Consider the following 18,476-nt stretch of genomic DNA (forward strand, 5'->3'; position numbering starts at 1 on the left):
TCTCGCGGCGTATTCTCTCAAGCACCGACAGTTGAGAGAATTTCCATGACCGACGCGACGACCCATGAAATCGACCGGAACCACCACGGCACCCGGATGGCATGGCGCGCTGTCCTCTCGGCGTTCTGCGCCTGCCTCATCGGCATCGGACTTGCCCGCTTCGCCTATACGCCGCTTCTGCCTGCCATCGTCGACGCGCATTGGTTCGAAGCCTCCGCCGCCGCCTATCTCGGCGCGGCCAACCTTTCCGGCTACCTGGCCGGCGCCTTGCTCGGGCGACCGGTCGCTGCGCGCATCTCCACCGTCCTGACCCTCCGGATCATGATGCTGGCCGCAACCGCGGCGTTCTTCGCCTGCGCTTTCCCGATCAGCTTTCCATGGTTCTTCGCGTGGCGTTTCGCGGCCGGCCTCGCCGGCGGCGCCCTGATGGTATTGGCAGCGCCGGCCGTCCTGCCGCTGGTTCCGCCTTCCCGCCGGGGCCTTGCCAGCGGCGTGATTTTCATGGGCATCGGCGCCGGCGTTGCGCTGTCGGGCACACTGGTTCCGTTGTTGCTGCAGCAAGGGCTACGTCAAACGTGGCTTGGCCTCGGTGCCTTGTCGCTGCTGCTGACGGTCGTCGCCTGGGCGGGATGGCCACACGACGATGCAATCGACTCGGCACCGGCGCAACATGCTGCGCATCTGCCGAAGCGATGGACGTTACGGGCGCTCTATATCGAGTATGCGCTGAACGCCGCCGGCTGGGTGCCTCACATGATCTTCCTCGTGGATTTCGTCGCGCGTGGTTTGGGAAGCGGCCTGCAGGTCGGCGCGGAATATTGGGTCCTGTTTGGCCTCGGCGCGACCGTCGGCCCCATCCTTGCCGGACATCTCGCGGACCGCACCGGCTTTGCCGCGGCGCTGCGCTTTGCATTTCTCCTCGAGGCCGTCGCCGTCGCCATTCCCGCCTTCGGCCTCGGGCAAGGCTGGCTCATCGTCTCGAGCCTGATCGTCGGCGCATTCGTGACCGGCACGGTTCCCCTGATGCTCGGAAGAATCGCGGAACTGCTGCCGCACCATCCGGCGCAACAGAAAACCGCATGGAGCCTGGCGACCGTATTCTTTGCCCTGTTCCAGGCGGCCGCCGCCTATGGCTTGTCCTTCGTCTTCGCCCGAACCGGTGGAAACTACTACATGCTCTTCTTCATCGGCACCGGCGCCATGGTCCTCGCTTTGGCGATCGATCTCGCCGTCGCGGCCTTCGTCCGCGCCCCACGGGAAAATGCCCGGGCGCCATGAGGCGTGACAGGGAAAGATCGTGGTGGCCGTTGAAATTGAGCCGACATGCGCGAAGCATCCCATAGAATTCCGAAACTAGCTCAGCCCATCGCCTGCCGGATGGTTTTCGAGAGGCGTAGCAGGAACTGGGGCCGCGAAGAGGCTACGAGCTTCCAGGATAGAACGGCCTTCGCCATTCGCCGAGGCAGGAGGCCGACGGAAAGAAACCAGGCGGCCAGCAGCGCCCGGCGCCGTCGGGAGGCATTCATCTTCAGGCTGGCCGCCACTCCGGCGGCCGCAAGGGAAAGCCGCGAGTCGCTGGAGACCGGGTGTCGCTCCCTATCGATGCAAAGCGATGCGAGGCGCTCCTCCAAATGCACGGGGTCGCGCAGACCGGCACCATCGGACACATCCAGGCCGATCTCCGTCGCCTGATCCGACAAGGCTTCCAGCCGGCGAAAGTCGTGCTCGATACGCCAGCGCGCGCGCTGGCCGAGCTTTTCCGCAAAGACGGAATGGTTGGCGCCATGAATGCGGTAAGCGCCGAGGCAGTCGTCGATGGACGTCACCTCGCCATGCAGAGGCGCTACGGTGGCAAGATATCCATCGGCGCCCTGCCGAAACTCCCGCTCCGGTACCGGCATGACCCTGTCCAGCACCGAGCGCTTGAAGGCAAGACCGCTTGTCACCGTCGTCTGATAGCGACCCTTTCTCAACAATTGCGGAGTGACGTCGCCGGAGTCGAACGGCAGCTCCGCCGGCGGAAAGACGTCCTTTACGTGCATGTCCTCATCGACGATATGCAGCCTGAACTGAACCTGAGCCGTCCTCTCTTCCCAGGCGTCGACAACCTCCGATACAGCGTTGGGATAAAGGTAATCATCCGCGTCGAGAAACAGCACGATCTTGCCGTGGCTGGATGCAAAGCCGGTGTTGAATGCCGCGGCATGTCCGCCATTCACCTCTCGCAGGCACGTCTTTATTCTCGGGCCATAGGAGGCGACGACGTCGGCTGTTGCATCCGTCGATGCATCGTCGACGACGATGACTTCGGCAGCGTCGTAGTTCTGTTCCAGCGCGCTGTCGATACTGCGCCTCAGGAAGCGCGCGTAATTGTAGTTTGCGATAACGATGGAGACGGGAGTGCGGTCTTGAGTGGAATACATCGCATTGAACCTCGCAGATCTGCTTTGGTCGCGGCGAACCTTCTCGTCAGGTCCTGTGATTGAACTCGCTGCCGGCAGGAATGCACCGTAATGCGCGGGATACGCCTCATAAATATTCAAGCAGCGGCTGCATGGATCGTGCCGATCCTCTTGGCCCTCCCGAGCCTCGTCAGTTTTGTGGCTTTTGAATGACCGGCGTTCATGATGTGAACGCCGGCCGTTCCATCATTCGACCGTCTCTCTATTTCAGCTGATAACGGCGAGCAGCCGCCGAGCGGGACAGATTGGGCATCAGAGCTTGCCGCGCGTCCTCGTAGGCTGTCTGCAATTGTGCATCCTCGAGCGCCGGGATTGTCACCAGTTCCCCCTGGTCAAAGCCCACCAGGGAAGCATCGACCATTTCTTCCGCTGGCATGACGATCTGAGACGGCAAATGCTCGACGGGCATGCCGGCAATCGCCCAGAATTCCGTCGCCGTCGCCCCGGGCAGAACAGCCTGCACGCGAATATTCCTGTCGGCGAGTTCATGCTTGAGAGACTGGCTGAAGGCGAGCACGAAAGCCTTCGTGCCACCATAGACGCCATTCAGGAGTTCCGGCGCGATTGCAACGATCGAGGCGATGTTGATGATAGAGCCGCCGCCGCGCTTCACGAAGCCCGGCACGGCAGCATAGGTGAGCCTCATGAGCGCCGTGACATTCAGCTCGACCATCTGCTGCATCTTGTCCACGTCGGCGTCAAGCAGGGGCGCCGTTCCGCCAAACCCGGCATTGTTGACGAGTGTCGTAATCGTCTCGTCGGTCTTCAACACTTGCTCGATACGGTGCAGATCGCTCGGAGAGCCCAGATCGGCGGCAATGGTTTCGACCTTCCGCCCCGTCTCGGCGCTCAGGCGATCTGCAATGGCCGAAAGACGCTCGCCATTGCGCGCAACCAGAATGAGGTCGAAACCTCGCCTGGCAAGCCGATCTGCGTAGATGGCGCCGATGCCTGAAGAGGCGCCTGTTACCAATGCTGTACCTGCTGAATTCGTCATTGCCTTGATCCTTATCTCGCGGAGCAGCTCTCGTCCGTGTCGAAGACGACCATACGCTTGAAACCGGATGGCCCAAATGTCATATTCACCACGTTTTAGGACATAACCCACGCCGCGAGGTCCGGTCGGCTATCGCCGTTTGACATGGGATCTCGTCCGAGAAATGCTACAAGCACCTTTTGCAGCCACGAGCGCCACCATGCATTCCATCGGATTTCTCGTCTTCCCCGGTTTCCAGGTCATGGGCTTCACCGCGGTGACGGCCTTCGAAGTCGCAAATCTGGCGAGGGAAAGGGAGCTATACCGCGTAACGCTGCTTTCGGAGACCGGCGGGCTTGTGCGTTCATCGGCAGGATTCAGCGTCGAAACGGAGGCTTTCGGCAGCGGCTCCTTCGACTCTCTCGTCATCGGCGCCGCCACGCAGATCTCGTCGATGTCGCCGGCGGTTCTCGACTATATTCGTGAAGCATCGAAATCCTGCCGGCGTGTCGTCGCACCCTGTACCGGGGCCTTCACCTTAGCCGAAACGGGCCTGCTCGATGGCCGCCGCGCGACGACGCATTGGCTTTTCGCCCGAGAACTGCGCGATCGGTTTCCCGCCCTAAAGGTGGACGAAGACAAGATCTTCATCATCGACGGATCGATCTGGACATCGGCGGGCATGACCGCGACCATAGATCTTGCGCTCGCGATGATCGAGAAGGACCATGGCGAGGAACTGGCGCGAACCGTGGCCAGAAAACTCGTCGTCTATCACCGCCGCGCCGGTGGACAGTCTCAGTTTTCGACCCTGCTGGAACTGGAGCCGAAATCCGATCGGGTTCAGCGAGCGCTCGATTTCGCCGGGCGGAACCTGCGCAAGATCGTATCGGTCGAGGAAATGGCTGAAGCCGCAAGCCTCAGTCCTCGTCAGTTCAACCGCGTCTTTCGCAGCGAAACCGGCCAGTCGCCTGCCAAGGCGATCGAGAACATGCGGGTGGAGGCGGCCCGGTTGATGATCGAGGACGGCCGCCATTCGATGGACGAGATCGCCGTCGAAGTGGGCTTTGCCGACCGCGAACGTATGCGCCGCGCCTTCTTGCGCGTGCTCGGCCAACCGCCGCAGACGATCCGCCGCAATGTGCGCGCGTTCGGATAGACGCCAACGGTCACGGGCACTTCCCTGTGCATTCATAGATTTATGTCACAAGCCCGTAACAACCCCTGATTATGGCGATAGCGTTCAACCTTAACGCGGGGGCGTATATGAAAAAGCTTATCTCCGTCATTGCATTGACGATCCTGTCCGGCAACGCGGCTTCGGCCGCCGACTACGTGTCCTATATCGACTATCCTCAGCCGAAGGACGAAAGCCAGGAATTCTACACCGCTATCGAGATTCCGGCCGGCAGCTTCACCAAGTACGAAATCGACGCCAAGACCGGTCACATCGTTGTCGATCGCTTCCAGTCCATGCCGGTCGCCTATCCGGCGAACTACGGCTCCATCACCAGCTCGCTCGGTGGTGACGGCGATCCTCTCGATGCCATCGTCTACACGCGCGAGCCGATCGTTCCCGGCGCCATTGTCCGCGTCCGGGCAATCGGCGTCATGAAGATGATCGACGGCGGCGAGGTGGATGACAAGATCGTTGCCGTACCGACGACCAAGATCGACCCGACCTACGACGACATCAAGGAAATCTCCGATCTTCCCAAGGTCGAGCAGGACCGCCTGCAGGCATTCTTCCGTGTCTACAAGCAGCTTCCAGATGCCCGCAAGGTTGTCGAAGTTGGCGGCTTCGAGAGCGCCGAAAAGGCGCGGAACGAAGTTGCCGCCGCCATCAAGGCATATGGCGAGAAAAATTGAAATCGGCCGAAAGGGGCGGCCTTCGCCGCTCCTTTCGGATTGGCAGCGGGCGCGTGACGAACGTGACTTGCTTCCTGCCATGAGAAGCAATCTTCCCAAGGCCGGGCGTGATCGCGCCCCCTCGATCGCTCGGCCTGCGGGAGGCGCCGCCCTATCCATTTGCCTGATGCAGCCGTGCCGTCCGCTGCGGGCAGCTTCGGTATTGCAGCCTGATATCTGCTGAGAGATCCTGCCGATCCGTCGACGTCGCCAGCCGTGTCGCCAATGCCACGTTTCTTTCCCTCGCCTTGCGGCGTGTTGCCAGGCCCTATGACCTGAATAACACCGAAGGCAGATCTGCCTTCATTACAGATCTGCTTGCGTCGCCTGGTTCATCTCCAGATGATGCGGTGAGATCAAGCGTCGGGAGATATGGCGGCGATGCCATCGATTGCTTCGAATGACCACTTTCGCCATATCGACCTATAGCTCCACCTTCTCTCGAAACGCGGATCCATGCTTTCAGGAGCAGCCGTATCGGCACAGCCTTGCGCTCGGCTGTATCCCGAACGGGAGATGCTCAAGCCGCTCGACAGCGGCACAATAAAGCCCGCACGAAGCGGGCTTTATTGTCTTTACTCGGCAGCGCCTGCAGTTTTCGGCTTGCGAGTGCGCTTCGGCTTTGCCGTTTCTGCAACAGCCGGCGCCGGAGCAGCTGCAGGAGCAGCCTTGGCCCGAGCAGCCTTGGGTGCCGCCTTGCTGGCAACGGATTTGGCAGCAGCCGGCTTTGTTGCCGCAGGCTTGGCCTTCGCCTTGGTCTTCGAGGCAGGTGCATCACCCCCGGTCTTTGCCGCATTCAAAAGTGCGACGCGACGCTGGCGGTTCTGCTCGAGCGCCTGCTGGAAGCCGACGTCGTTCTCCGCGTGATAGGTGAGATCGTCGAGAAACTCTGCCACGTCCTTGACTGCTTCGACGACGACATAGCTCAATCCATGGCCGGCATTGACGGAGTCACGGCCAACCGTCACGCCAAAGCCGCCGGGGACGCGCTGGAACCAGGTGGAGCGCCACTTCTTGAAACCAGCTGAATCGCGCTCGTACTCCTCCAGATATGCCTTCTGTTCCGCTACTCGTGCACGAAACGTATCGACGACATTCCGTGCGCCAGCCTTTGGCTTATCAGCCTTCTTAGAAGACCATTTATCAAGAAAGTTTGCCATTTTTCTGTTCTCTTCGGGTTAGCGTTCCTTGCCAAGCCGTCGTTGCTTAGGAAGCGATGACGGAGCTCCTCCATAGGGATGCCCCTATAAATGTAAAGGATAGATGTATAATGGCAACACCGACTGCTATTATCGATGACGATTAGCCTTGGCGGCAGCGCCGTTTGACACTTTTCCTGATCCCGAAGACGCATGATTTTACGGTTCAGCAGCTCATGAAAAGATGTCTCGTCACCTTCTGAGTGGTGAGAGCCTTCTGCTTCGGATGAGACCCGTGAGCATCGCTAACCAGGACCTCCGTCCATATCTGCCCGACATCTTCGGCGGCGGCAACGGGCCGCCGTTTCCAACGCGATTTGACTTGGCTTGGAGGTTTATTGCCCTTTTGTTGCCCGGCAAACTCACGAGCATTTAGGGAAACAGTACCGTGAGCGGGAATGCATGATCCCGCTCATGGTCATGTTCATCTGAGAGCCCTTGCGTGGTCGTATGAGCTTCCGTGCCTCAGGCTGCCTTCAACAGCTCACCATGCGGATCAAGGACAAACTTCGTGGCAGCGCCCTGGTCGAAGCTTTCGTAGCCTTGCGCCGCATCTTCAAGCGAGATGATCCTGGCGTTGACGATATCGGCAATCGGCAGCCTGTCATGCAGGATCGCCTGCATGAGCTGCCGGTTGTACTTCAGAACCGGCGTCTGCCCGGTGTGGAAGGATTGAGCCTTCGCCCAGCCAAGACCGAAACGCAGCGACAAGCTGCCCTGCTTGGCCGCGGCATCTGCTGCACCCGGATCTTCCGTCACATACAATCCGGGTATCCCGATCGACCCCGCTGCGCGGGTGATCTCCATCATCTGATTGAGCACGATTGCCGGCTGCTCGCCGCCGGAATGACCGCGTGCCTCGAAGCCGACGGCATCGATGGCGCTGTCCACCTCGTTGGAGCCGACGACCTGGGCAATCATGTCGCCGAGACGATCGCTCTTGGAGAGATCGATAGGCTCGAAGCCGACCTTGGCGGCGTGCGCGAGACGATCCTTGTTGAAGTCGCCGATCATGACGACAGCCGCACCCAGGATGCGGGCGGAGGCGGCTGCCGCGAGACCGACCGGGCCTGCGCCCGCGACATAGACGGTGGAGCCCACGCCGACGCCCGCGCGGACTGCACCGTGAAAGCCGGTCGGCAGAATATCGGACAGCATGGTGAGATCGCGGATCTTGGCCATGGCCTTGTCGCGGTCAGGAAATTTCAGCAGGTTGAAATCCGCATAAGGCACGGTGACGTAGCGCGCCTGGCCGCCGATCCAGCCGCCCATGTCGACATAGCCGTAGGCGCCGCCGGCCCGCGACGGATTCACCGTCAGGCAGACGCCGGTGTCCTGCGACTTGCAGCAACGGCAGCGGCCGCAGGCGACGTTGAACGGAACCGAGACGATATCGCCGATGTCGAGCATCTCGACATCGATGCCCTTTTCGATGACCTCTCCGGTGATCTCATGGCCGAGCACGAGGCCCGGCATGGCGGTCGTGCGGCCGCGCACCATATGCTGGTCGGAGCCGCAGATATTCGTGGAAATCACTTTCAGGATTACGCCGTGCTCGATGCGGCGGCCATCCGGCGCCTCCAGCTTCGGATCGTCGATATCGCGAACCTCGACCTTGCCGGGTCGCATGTAGACGACGCCTCTGTTCCCAGTCATGCCATCTCCTCCTTGATTGAACGCTTGAACATCCTCGCCCGGAATCCCGGGCATCTTCGGATCGGCCCGCTCCTCAACGGGCTGAACAGCAGCGAAATCGGCTCCTACAGCCGCGACTTCAGCGGTGGCCGGGCCGGCGCATGCATGACTGCTACGAAAGCTGCGAGATTGGAACCGGGCGATCTCAAGACGCCCGCATTCGCCTCTCGATCACCCGCCGTGATCAATCAAGCCTGCCGTCAAGGCTGGTTTCCGGGCTTCGGACCTGTCCGTTCGGACGCTGTCGACAACCTTCCCGGCAGTTGTGCCAGTGGCATCCGTCGATAGTATTCGGTCCGCTACCGTTGCGGGGGCAGCACCGGCCTGCGACCGGTTTCCCAATTATCCACCGGCACGCTTTGCCGATGGCACCTTGAACATGGCCAGAAGATCACGGCAGGCGCCATGGCGCGCACAGGAAAACGACATCGGCGCCCTGCACGACGACATCAGGCATTTTGTCGGTATTGCCACAAGCAAGCTGTCGCACCGCGAACGGCAGGACGAGCCTGCCGTCGAGGCGCGTCACTCGGCCGTAGCGCCCTTGTCCCCATCGAGCCAGACGGCCACGTCGACAGGCGCAAGCGCGCGGTTGCCGATGAGAAATTCGGCATTCTGGGCTGCGGGTACGGCCGCCACCGTGCTTCCATAGTTGAAGGCGAAGTGCAGCCGTCCGCGCCGCGCAAGGCGCAGATCGCCGAGATCCGGCAGGCTGCTCACGCCGGCCCAAGCAAACGTGTCGCCCATCAGCTTCAACAGCAACTCGTCGCGCGGCAGCGTGGCGCAGTAGCGCGCGATGTCATTGCCGATGACAGCCGGTGAATCCGGCCGGTAGTCCCCCTGGAACGTCGCCAGCACCGTCTCCGTGGTCCGGATCGTTTCCCGCCATGTGGAGGTCTCGTGGCTGGAATTGCCGTAGAGAACGGTCTCGGACTGGAACGGCGGCAAGGACTCGACGCGCGTGACGCGGAAATCCAGGAGGTCGCCAAGCACGCCCGGCGGCAGATCGGCGGGAATATGCATGTCGCGGGTCTTGCTGCCGCTGCGAGGCCCGAACAGCGCCTTGGCGCCGGAAGCCTTGAGGCGCGCAATGAAATCCGGATCGGGAATGACAAGATCCGGTGCCAGCACCAGCCTGTATCCTTCGAGATCGGAATGTTGGCCAATGAAATCGACGTCCACGCCGAGGCGCGACACGGCGGAATACCAGTCGAGCGCTATGGCGGAGGCGGCATAATCGCGACCCTGCGGCAAGGCGCGGGTGGCAAAGCGGGATTCATAATCGAGCAGCAACGCAACGGCAGCTTTGCCGCGTGCCTCGCCCTTCGGCAACAGCTTCATCTCGGCAATGACCTGCACCACTTCCTTGTAACCCTGATCCTCTTCGCTGTTCGGCAGAAGGAGGCCTGCATGGAATTGCTCCTGCGCGAACGGCGCCTGCCGCCAGCGGAAATAGGAAACCATGTCGATACCGTGGGCATAGGCGAGCCATGTCCACAAGCGCACCATGCCATCGGCCGGAGACTGGTTGTGCGAGGCCCAGTTCACCGGTCCCGGCTGCTGCTCCATGACCCAGGCCCGGCCGCGGCCGACCGCCCGATAGAGGTCGTGATTGAAGGCCGTTTGATCGGGATCGCCGACGCGCAGATAGCGCTGCTTTTCCTCGGCGCTCAGCCGGCCATTGATGAGCCCGCCCATGGGATAGACGTCCCACGAGGCGATATCGATATCTTCGCCGACCTTGTAGTGATCGAAGTCGGTGTTCTGCGACATGAAGTTATGCGTGACCGGCCGGCCCGGTGAGTGGCGGCGGATGATGTCGACCTGCACCTTGTTGAAGCTCTTCACCTGATCCGACGAGAAGCGGAAATAGTCGACCAGATGCGTCGGGCTCGGCTCCTCGACGAGATTGTTGGGCAGATCCACCTCGTCGAAGCTGTTGTAGTGCATGCTCCAGAATGTGGTGCCCCAAGCGCGGTTCAGCTCCTCGATCGTGCCGTAGCGCGCGGCCAGCCACTCACGGAAGGCATGGAGCGCCGCACGCGAATAGCTGTGAATCGTGTCGTGATCGCCGTACTCGTTGTCGGTCTGCCAGGCGTGCACGAAGGGATGCTTGCCGTAGCGCTGCGCCACTGCTTCAGTGATACGCGCGGCTTCCAGACGATAGCGTTGGCTCGAGAAACAATAGTGCCGGCGCGCGCCGAACTTGCGAACGGCGCCGCGCGCGTCGACGGGCAGGATGTCCGGGTAACGATCCACCAGCCACTTCGGAGGAGCGGCCGTCGGCGTGCCGATGATGATTTTCAATCCCGCCTTGCCGAGCACGTCGAGCGCGTCGTCGAACCAGTCCCATTGGAAGACGCCGGATTTCGGCTCGATATGCGACCAGGCAAATTCGCCGATGCGCACCCAGGCGAGCCCCAGCTCCACCATGCGCGCGGCATCTTCCTCCCATTTCGTCCGCGGCCATTGCTCCGGATAATAGCAGACGCCAAGTTCCAGCATGCCGGCATCCGGCCGGCTGGCATCAAAATTGTTCTGTCTGGCGAGCGGCTTGTGCACTGTCTTGTCCTTCTTCATTCAAGTCGCCGAACGTCGGGCATCACCCTTTGTCGCAGTCGAAATTTAAACGTTTATATCGCCGCCGAAATCGTCGCGACGTGATCCTTGTTCTGGATCAGGGGGTTAGCGAGGAGGCAAGCGAGACAAGGTCTCATCGAGCCCGTCGAGGAACCGGTCGCAATCCTCCGCGCTGAAGGGCGCCGGCGGCTTTACCTTCAACACGTTATGATGCGGTCCTTCGCTGCTGAGCAGGATGTGATGCTTGCGCTTCATCTCGGCGATCACGAAATCCAGTTCCGCGGCGGCGGGCTCCAGCGTCTCACGATCACGCACAAGCTCGACGCCGTTGAAGAGGCCATGGCCGCGCACGTCGCCGATGATCTCATGGCGCGAAGCAAGGGCGTGCACGCCATCCATCAACCGGTCGCCGACAACGCGGCAATGATGCATCAGCCGCTCGTCGCGGATGACGTCGAGAACGGCAAGGCCGATCTCGGCGGAAACGGGGTTGCCGCCGAAGGTGTTGAAATACTCCATGCCATTGGCAAAGGCGGCCGCGATGGCCTCCGTCGTCACGACGGCGGCCATCGGGTGGCCGTTGCCGATCGGCTTGCCCATCGTGACGATGTCGGGCACCACGCCTTGCAATTCATGAGCCCACATGTGGCTGCCGACGCGGCCGAATCCGACCTGCACTTCGTCGGCCAGGCAAAGGCCGCCCGCCGCCCGGACATGGGCGTAGGCTTCCCTCAGATAGTTGTCCGGGAGCGTCAGCTGGCCGCCGGTGCCGAGGATGCCCTCGCTGAAGAAGAGCGCCGGACGCCGGCCTTCCACCGCCAGGGCCGCGACCTGGTCGCGCACGTCATCGGCATATTTGCGGCCGGCATCCGCATCGCCATAGCGGAACCTGCCGCGATAGAGATCGGGCATTTCGGCAACACGCACATGCCGCGGCCGCCCTTCCCCGCCCTTGCCGGCGAACTTGTAGGGGCTGACGTCGATCAGGCTCGACAGATGTCCGTGATAGGCGTGGTCGACCGTGATGATGTCGCGGTTGCCGGTATAGGCCCGCGCCAGACGGATCGCGAGATCGTTCGCCTCGCTGCCGGAATTGACGAAGAAGCAGACGTTGAGCGGATCGGGCAAAAGGTTCGCCAGGCGACGGGAATATTCGACGAGCGAGTCGTGCAGATAACGCGAGTTGGTGTTGAGCTTGGCGATCTGCGCCTGCGCTGCCTTCACCACCCGGGGATGGCAATGGCCGACATGGCAGACGTTGTTGACCATATCGAGCCAGCGGGTGCCTGCCTCGTCGATGAGATGGGCCCCTTCGCCGCCGACGATCTTCAGCGGCGTTGCGGAATAGGCGATACTGAGCGAACGGCCGATCCGCCGGTGACGCTCGCGCACCAGAAAATCCTTGTCCCGCGCAACGATGACCGAAGCGGGCGTGGAAAAACCGAAGACCACGCTCGGGTCGGGACTGATTGCCCGCCAGACCTGCCATTGCTCACCCACGCCGACACCGTGCATCCGCGCACGGAGGCCGAGATGGTCCGTGACGATCTGGAAATGCAGATGTGGCGACCAGTTGCCGTTTTCGGACGCCTCGCCAAGGGTGCAGAAAGCCTCGCCCCGGGCGACAGCCTGCCCCACGACCAGCCTGGCAACGCTCTGGCGCGAAAGATGGCCGTAGAGCGTCCAGAAGATGTCTCCCTCTTCCGTGCGATGTTCGAGCAGCACCGTGGGGCCGAAACCGAAATCGACCGCATCGTCGTGAATGAAGGCGACCGCGCCGGCAAAGGGCGCATGAACAGGCTCACGCGCCGGGGCAAAAAGATCGATGCCGAGATGGACCGTCCGGCGTTGGCCGGCGGTTGGAGTCTCGTAGGCATCGCCCTTGTAGACGATGCGATCCTCCGCGTAGAGGCCGATGGCGAAATCGGCTCCGGCCTGGCCGACGCGCTCTTCGATCAGCCGTTCGGCCCCGGCGGCATCGAGCGTCGCCCATGCTCCGGCATCCGGTCCGGTCGCCGTCAGATCGAGCGCAAGCACCTTCGGCTTGGTCAGCGACGGCTTGAGAACTCCGGCAAAGTCATGAGCGTTTCTTTCCAGCCAGCGCTCGATGCGGGCGCTATGCGGGATCGGCTCGAAGCCGCAGGCATCGCGGATGCGGGCAACCGCCAGCGAACGGTTCTCCCGCTGCAGGCGCTGCAATTCGCGCCAGACATCCTCCTGGCTCACCAGCAGATAGGTGTTTTCCGGATTGTCGCGGATCTGCTTTGCCGCCATGCACATGCTGACCGCGTAGCGCGTACAGGTCAGATCGAAGATGAGCTCCGCCTCGATGTCGCTGATGGGATTGACCGTGTGATAGGCGCCGGCAAGACGCGCGATCGCATCCACCGGATCATCCGCGCCGATCAGCGCATAGGCGCCGGCGACGGCGATCTCGATGACGCGCCAGGTCTCGACCATGTCGCCGAAATCGAGCAGACCGCTGACCCCGCCGGCTTCATCCAGCAGAACGTTGTAGTCGTTGGCATCGTTATGAATGACCTGACGCGGGCATTGCCGCAGCCGCGGCAGCACCTCATGGACGAAGCGGTCGAGAACCGCTCTTACGACCGCCTGCTTGCCCGCATCGGCAATGAAGACCAGGTTTTCCAGATGCATGTCGGCGCGGCCGATATCCCAGGCATAGGAGCGCTTTGCGCCCGGATGGCTGAAGCTTTCGAGGCTTCGATCCATCTCGCCCAGCAGCCGGCCAAGCGTGACGATACTCTGCCTGCCGCGTACCGGCGATTTCGACCAGACACTGCCGGTCAGCCAGGTCAACAAGCGCGCCGTACGCTGGCCACGCAGCTCGGCGGTGATTGCCGTGGAACCGCTTTTGTCCGGAAGCGCACGCGAAATCGGAAGCTTCGGCGCGGCGAGAGCGAGATGATCGAGCACGGCGACCTGCATGGCAAGGTCGTCCGCATCGCCCGGAGCGTGCAGCTTGAGCAGGAAGCGGGTTCCGTCCTCCGCCTCAATGCAATAGTTCAGGTCGTGCTCGCCGGGCAGCGCGATAATCCTGCCCGAGATGCCGTAGCTGTTGCGGAGAAGCGCGTCGATCGCTTCGATCTCGCCGCCATGCTGCCTGTTCGCGTCGGTCATTGCCCCGCCCTTTCCCTTACCAAGATACAGTCTTGCCGTCGTAGGCCCGGAAGCTTCCGGTGACGGCCATCGTCGTCGTGTCGATCAGGGCCTTCAAGCCATGCGCACTTTGCGCGATGTCGACGACGGCATCCGGGCCGCCCATGTCGGTACGGATCCAACCCGGATGCAGCGAGATGACGGCAATGCCGTCGCGCTGAAAATCCTGCGCGAGCTTCACCGTCGCCATGTTCAACGCCGCCTTCGAACATCGGTAGGCATAATCGCCGTCATCGTCATCGACGGTGCCTTCCGCGAGCGAACCGGCGCGGCTGCTGATATTGACCACGAGCTTGCGTTGGCCCGCGAGGAGATTGGCCCGGAGCGCCCGCGCGATCAGCAGCGGCGCCAGCGCGTTGACCCGCAAGACCTCCATGAAATCATCGGCATCGAGCGAACCAAGACCGCCGGTGTCGCCACGAACGGCGGCATTGTTGATGACAATATCGATCGCCTGGCTTTCGAGAGTTCTGCCAAGCGCCTCGATCGAGGCGGTATTCCCGACATCGAGAGAATAGCGCTGCATGGAACCCTTCGGTTCCGGCGGCATCTCGCGCATGCATGCCAGCACGCGCCAGCCCGCCTGGGCATAGAGCGAGGCGAGCGCATGGCCGAGACCGCGCGACGCGCCGGTCACAAGGACCGTCCCGGCGGTCGCGCGCGGCCCTGCGGAACGATCAGCGATGCTTGACGTCATACTTCTTCTCGACGAGGCTTACGAAGCTTGCGGCAGCAAGCGTCAGCAGGATGTAGAGAACCGCCGCGGAGTTATAGGGCGCGAACGGCAGGAAGCTCGCCGACTGGAACTCGCGCATGCGCTGCGTGATGTCGCGGATCGACAGGATCGACAGCAGCGATGTGTCCTTCAGGATGGCGATAAGCTCGTTGCCGAGCGGCGGAATGACGATGCGGAATGCCTGCGGCAGGATAACCAGCCGCGCAGTCTGCCAGCGGTTGAGCCCGATGCTTGCCGCAGCTTCGATCTGGCCAGCCGGGATGGCGTTGATGCCCGAGCGGAAGATCTCCGCAAGGTAGGCCGAATAGGCCAGCGCCATCGCGACGATGCCGCGCATCAGGTTCGGAGGATCGAATACGCCCTGCGTCGCGTCCTTCAAGGCGCCGCTCAGCGGCAGGCCGACATAAAGGACGATGACGAGCATCGGAATGCCGCGGATCGTATCGACGATGAACTCGGAACCGATCGACAAGGGGTGGCGGCGATGAAGAAAGCCGCCGAGGGTCAGAAGACCGATCACGATGGCGACGACCGAGAAGGTGATGCCCGCGGCCCGATCGCGATCGTTCAACGCCTGCGTACGCCAGACGACCGGCCAGTCGGAGGGAGCGGATGCAGCCGGCAACAAGGCACCGCTGACATCCTGCTTCTTGCCGATTGCCTCGATGGCCTGCTGCGGCGTGACGAAGGTTCTGACCGGCGTTTCCGTCTTGGGAGCACCCTCGTACTGACCGAAGCGCACCGCGCTGATGAGACCCGACGGGGTGTTGGTGACGATGCCGATCTTGCCGCCGAGCGTGCCGGCAAGAACATAGTCGTCGCGCGGCTGCAGCAGGAACCACGCCGAGAGCGCGGCAAGGCAGACCGTCATGATGATGAAGGCCATCAGGCTCGAGCGCGTATAATGCAGTTTCTGCAAGCCGACCCAGACAAGGCCGAGAGCGGCGGCGAGAAGATAGGCCGCGATGGCGGCGCGGATCGTCGTCGCAAGACCGGAAGCGAAGGCGATATAGGCAATCAGGAATACAAAGGCGAGGCCGGCGCCGTTGACGACGGCAAGCAGCCAGACGCCTGCGCGGCGCACGGCGCTTTCGGCCGGCACCACGGCACGATTGCCGGCAGCGAGCAATCCGAGGCCAGCGACCAGCAAGAGCGCATAGGCCGGCCAGATCCAGGCTTCGACGTGACGCACCATGATATCCGCCTCCGGTGTCAATTGGCGCGGCGTGACACCCTTGACCACGAGATCGGACTTGAACGGATCGACGCTATTGGCCACCACCGAAGCGATGAAGGGATGAACCATATCGCCGGCAAGGATGGCAGCGGTCGCGACCAGCCCGAGAAGCGCCACAGCGATCGTCAGGCGAGGCCGGGCGACCTTCATCTTCGACAGAGCGAGAACGCCGATGGCGGATGCGAATGCTATGGACAGCAGCAGGAAGCCGGGCACGAAGGCCGCAGATCCCGGCTCCACGCCGAGGATTGCCTGCAGCGAGCGCTGATAGTCCGGAGACGACGCGAAGAGATAGACGATGAAAGGCAGCGCCGCGAGAATGATGAGATTGCTGGGCCGCACGCTTTTGATGAATGACATTCCGGCCTCCAGCGCCAGATCGAACAGATGATGCCGGGAGCGCGAGAACACGCTCCCGGCAAAAGACTTACTTGAGGCCCCAATACTTGGCGACGAGCTTATCGAGCGTGCCGTCCTTCTTGATCTCCTGCAGGCCTTCGTTGAAAGCCGCGACATTCTCGTCGCCCTTGCGGAAGACGAGACCGATCGGATCGGACTGAAGGCCCTTGATGGCCGCGACCAGCTGGCCCGCGAACTCGCGCTCATAGGCGGCCGCATTCGCGCCGTTGATGACGACGCCGTCGACATCCTTGTTCTTGAGCGCGATGATTGCCGCGCTGAAGGTGTCGTAGGCAGCAACGTTTTCCTTGCCGACGAGGCCTTCGGCCACCTGCGCATCCGTGGTGTTGGCCTGCGCCGAGAGCTTGCGGCCCTGCGCCTTGAATTGCTCGAGCGTGATGCCCTGGTCTTCGGCGCGCGTCAGCACGACCTGGCTGTTGACGATATAGGGATCGGAGAAATCCATCGCTTTCTTGCGCTCGTCGGTGATCGACACGCCCGAAGCCACCAGATCGAAGCTGCTTTGGTCGAGCGCCGCGAAAATGCCATCCCAGCCCGTCGTCACGAACTCGGCCTGGCAATGGATCTTGGCGCAGATGGCGTTGACGACATCGACGTCGAAGCCGACGATCTGACCGCTTGCCGGATCGATGCTCTCCATCGGCGGCGACGTGGTGTCGGAGCCGACCTTGAGCAGCTTGCCGCCGAGATCGGCGGCATGGGCAGCGCCTGTAGCCAGCATGGCAAACGCAAGCGTCATGACAAATTTCTTCATTTCTTCCTCCTCAACCATCGGCACCACCACCGCGGCGGCACGCGACAAAACTCCTCAGAAGACCCAGCCCCTCGACGCCATCCATCCGATCTTCGCTTCATGCCTTGGCTTCCTAACAAGGAATATAAACGTTTTCAATACAAAATATAAACGTTTTTATTGCCGATATTCACAATTTCCAGCAGGAGAGCGCGCGACATCGAAGAGCAAGAGAAACCGGCCCCGAAACGAAGAAGACGTCTCGGATAATTTCCGCTCGAATGCAGGAAAGGCTAGCCTGCTCAGCGCTTCGGGACGACTCGATCGTCCGAACGCTCGATCAGCTTGGGCATGATGAGCGCCTGAAGAGCCTCAGGAGGCTCGCCCTCCATACGGCGAAGAATATAGCTCCCCAGCAGCTCGCTCGGCTCGTTGATCGGCAGGAAATAGGTGGTGATCGGCGGCGCGAAATATTGGCTGACATTGAGATCGTCGGTCGCATTGATCACCGCATCGCGTCCATGCACCAGACCGCGCTCGTGGAAACCGGAAAAGGCCCCGAGCGCCGAGGCTTCGTTGGCGCAGATATAGGCCGTGGGCGGATCGGGCAGCCGGGACATCGTCAGGACGCTCTCGCGACCGAAAGCAGGCGTCAGCCGGTCGTGAACGACAAGGGCCGGGTCGAACGGCAAGCCTGCGATATCCAGAGCACCGCGATAGGCATCGAGACGGGTAATCGCGTAGCTCAGATCCGCCATTGGATTGATGAGCGCGATGCGCCGGTGGCCGCGCTCGACGAGGCGGGCTACCGAACGACGGATCATCTGCTCATTGTCGGCATCGACATAGGCGTGCGGATCGTTGTGGATCGTCGTGCCATAGGTGACGAACGGGAAATCGGCATCCTGCATGATGCGGACGCGGGGGTCGTCGGCGCGCGTACCGGAGACAATGATGCCATCGGCCTTCTTGAGCGAGACGATCTGCCGGATAGTCGCGAGGCTCTCCTCGAAATTGCGGACGGCATAGAGGGAGACGCGGTAAGGGCTTTCCTCGAGCGCCCAGGAGATGCCGCTCAAGAGCTGAGCATATTCGACGCCTTCCCATTCCTGCTGCTTCGGCCCGGGCGCGGTCATGATGGCGGCCACCTGATAGGTCTTGCCGGTGCGCAGCTGTACGCCATGCATGTTGAGCTCGTAGCCGACGCGCTCGGCAGCGGCTACGACGATCGCGCGGGTTTCCGGACGGACCTGCGGCGAATTCTTGAGAGCTTTCGATATGGTTGCGATCGAAAGGCCCGTTTCCTGCGCGATAGTCTTGATCGTCGGTCTCTGCATGCAGTTCGGCTCG

General features: G+C 62.0%; 13 protein-coding genes and 1 riboswitch. Of the genes, 3 read left to right on the forward strand and 10 right to left on the reverse strand.

The genetic code is table 11. The features are described 5' to 3' along the window. Positions 1 to 45 precede the first annotated feature (45 nt). Entirely contained in the window at positions 46 to 1,278 is a 1,233-nt protein-coding gene (locus tag GR212_RS06110) for a YbfB/YjiJ family MFS transporter (protein WP_163985565.1), read from the forward strand. 80 nt (positions 1,279 to 1,358) lie between these two features. On the opposite strand, the gene GR212_RS06115 is transcribed toward GR212_RS06110, so the two are convergent. Then, positions 1,359 to 2,423: a glycosyltransferase family 2 protein gene (locus GR212_RS06115; RefSeq protein ID WP_163985566.1), complete on the reverse strand. Its 1,065-nt coding sequence runs from the start codon at positions 2,421 to 2,423 to the stop codon at positions 1,359 to 1,361. A 241-nt stretch (positions 2,424 to 2,664) separates the two neighbouring features. Next, complete coding sequence (locus GR212_RS06120) at positions 2,665 to 3,459, reverse strand: SDR family NAD(P)-dependent oxidoreductase (RefSeq protein ID WP_163985567.1); 795 nt, start codon at positions 3,457 to 3,459, stop codon at positions 2,665 to 2,667. A 199-nt stretch (positions 3,460 to 3,658) separates the two neighbouring features. On the opposite strand from GR212_RS06120, the gene GR212_RS06125 reads away from it, so the two are divergent. Further along, the gene (locus tag GR212_RS06125) at positions 3,659 to 4,597 is read left to right on the forward strand and encodes a GlxA family transcriptional regulator (protein ID WP_163985568.1); all 939 of its coding nucleotides are present in this window, start codon (positions 3,659 to 3,661) and stop codon (positions 4,595 to 4,597) included. 107 nt (positions 4,598 to 4,704) lie between these two features. Further along, positions 4,705 to 5,307: an inorganic diphosphatase gene (locus tag GR212_RS06130; protein ID WP_163985569.1), complete on the forward strand. Its 603-nt coding sequence runs from the start codon at positions 4,705 to 4,707 to the stop codon at positions 5,305 to 5,307. Between the two features lie 614 nt (positions 5,308 to 5,921). Here the strand turns inward: GR212_RS06130 and GR212_RS06135 are convergent. The 8 genes from GR212_RS06135 to GR212_RS06170 all read right to left on the reverse strand — a co-directional run bounded on the left by GR212_RS06135 (position 5,922) and on the right by GR212_RS06170 (position 18,463). Further along, entirely contained in the window at positions 5,922 to 6,506 is a 585-nt protein-coding gene (locus GR212_RS06135; protein WP_163985570.1) for a hypothetical protein, read from the reverse strand. Between the two features lie 504 nt (positions 6,507 to 7,010). Then, the gene (gene fdhA / locus GR212_RS06140; protein ID WP_163985571.1) at positions 7,011 to 8,201 is read right to left on the reverse strand and encodes a formaldehyde dehydrogenase, glutathione-independent; all 1,191 of its coding nucleotides are present in this window, start codon (positions 8,199 to 8,201) and stop codon (positions 7,011 to 7,013) included. A gap of 226 nt (positions 8,202 to 8,427) precedes the next feature. Further along, positions 8,428 to 8,631: riboswitch (cobalamin riboswitch) on the reverse strand. A gap of 134 nt (positions 8,632 to 8,765) precedes the next feature. Continuing rightward, positions 8,766 to 10,802: a beta-galactosidase gene (locus GR212_RS06145; protein ID WP_432444353.1), complete on the reverse strand. Its 2,037-nt coding sequence runs from the start codon at positions 10,800 to 10,802 to the stop codon at positions 8,766 to 8,768. Between the two features lie 123 nt (positions 10,803 to 10,925). Next, positions 10,926 to 13,961: an aminotransferase class III-fold pyridoxal phosphate-dependent enzyme gene (locus GR212_RS06150; RefSeq protein WP_163985573.1), complete on the reverse strand. Its 3,036-nt coding sequence runs from the start codon at positions 13,959 to 13,961 to the stop codon at positions 10,926 to 10,928. 16 nt (positions 13,962 to 13,977) lie between these two features. Further along, positions 13,978 to 14,697: an SDR family oxidoreductase gene (locus GR212_RS06155; RefSeq protein WP_163985574.1), complete on the reverse strand. Its 720-nt coding sequence runs from the start codon at positions 14,695 to 14,697 to the stop codon at positions 13,978 to 13,980. Next, complete coding sequence (locus GR212_RS06160) at positions 14,678 to 16,333, reverse strand: amino acid ABC transporter permease (protein WP_163985575.1); 1,656 nt, start codon at positions 16,331 to 16,333, stop codon at positions 14,678 to 14,680. The genes GR212_RS06155 and GR212_RS06160 overlap by 20 nt, the downstream gene beginning before the upstream one ends. 67 nt (positions 16,334 to 16,400) lie before the next feature. Beyond that, positions 16,401 to 17,147, reverse strand: a complete 747-nt coding sequence (locus tag GR212_RS06165) for a transporter substrate-binding domain-containing protein (protein ID WP_163985576.1) — start codon at positions 17,145 to 17,147, stop codon at positions 16,401 to 16,403. A gap of 281 nt (positions 17,148 to 17,428) precedes the next feature. Continuing rightward, positions 17,429 to 18,463 (reverse strand): substrate-binding domain-containing protein, encoded by a 1,035-nt coding sequence (locus GR212_RS06170; RefSeq protein WP_163985577.1) that lies wholly within the window; start codon positions 18,461 to 18,463, stop codon positions 17,429 to 17,431. Between the last annotated feature and the right edge of the window lie 13 nt (positions 18,464 to 18,476).

Source organism: Martinezella lusitana (assembly GCF_010668395.1).
GTDB lineage: Bacteria > Pseudomonadota > Alphaproteobacteria > Rhizobiales > Rhizobiaceae > Rhizobium > Rhizobium lusitanum_A.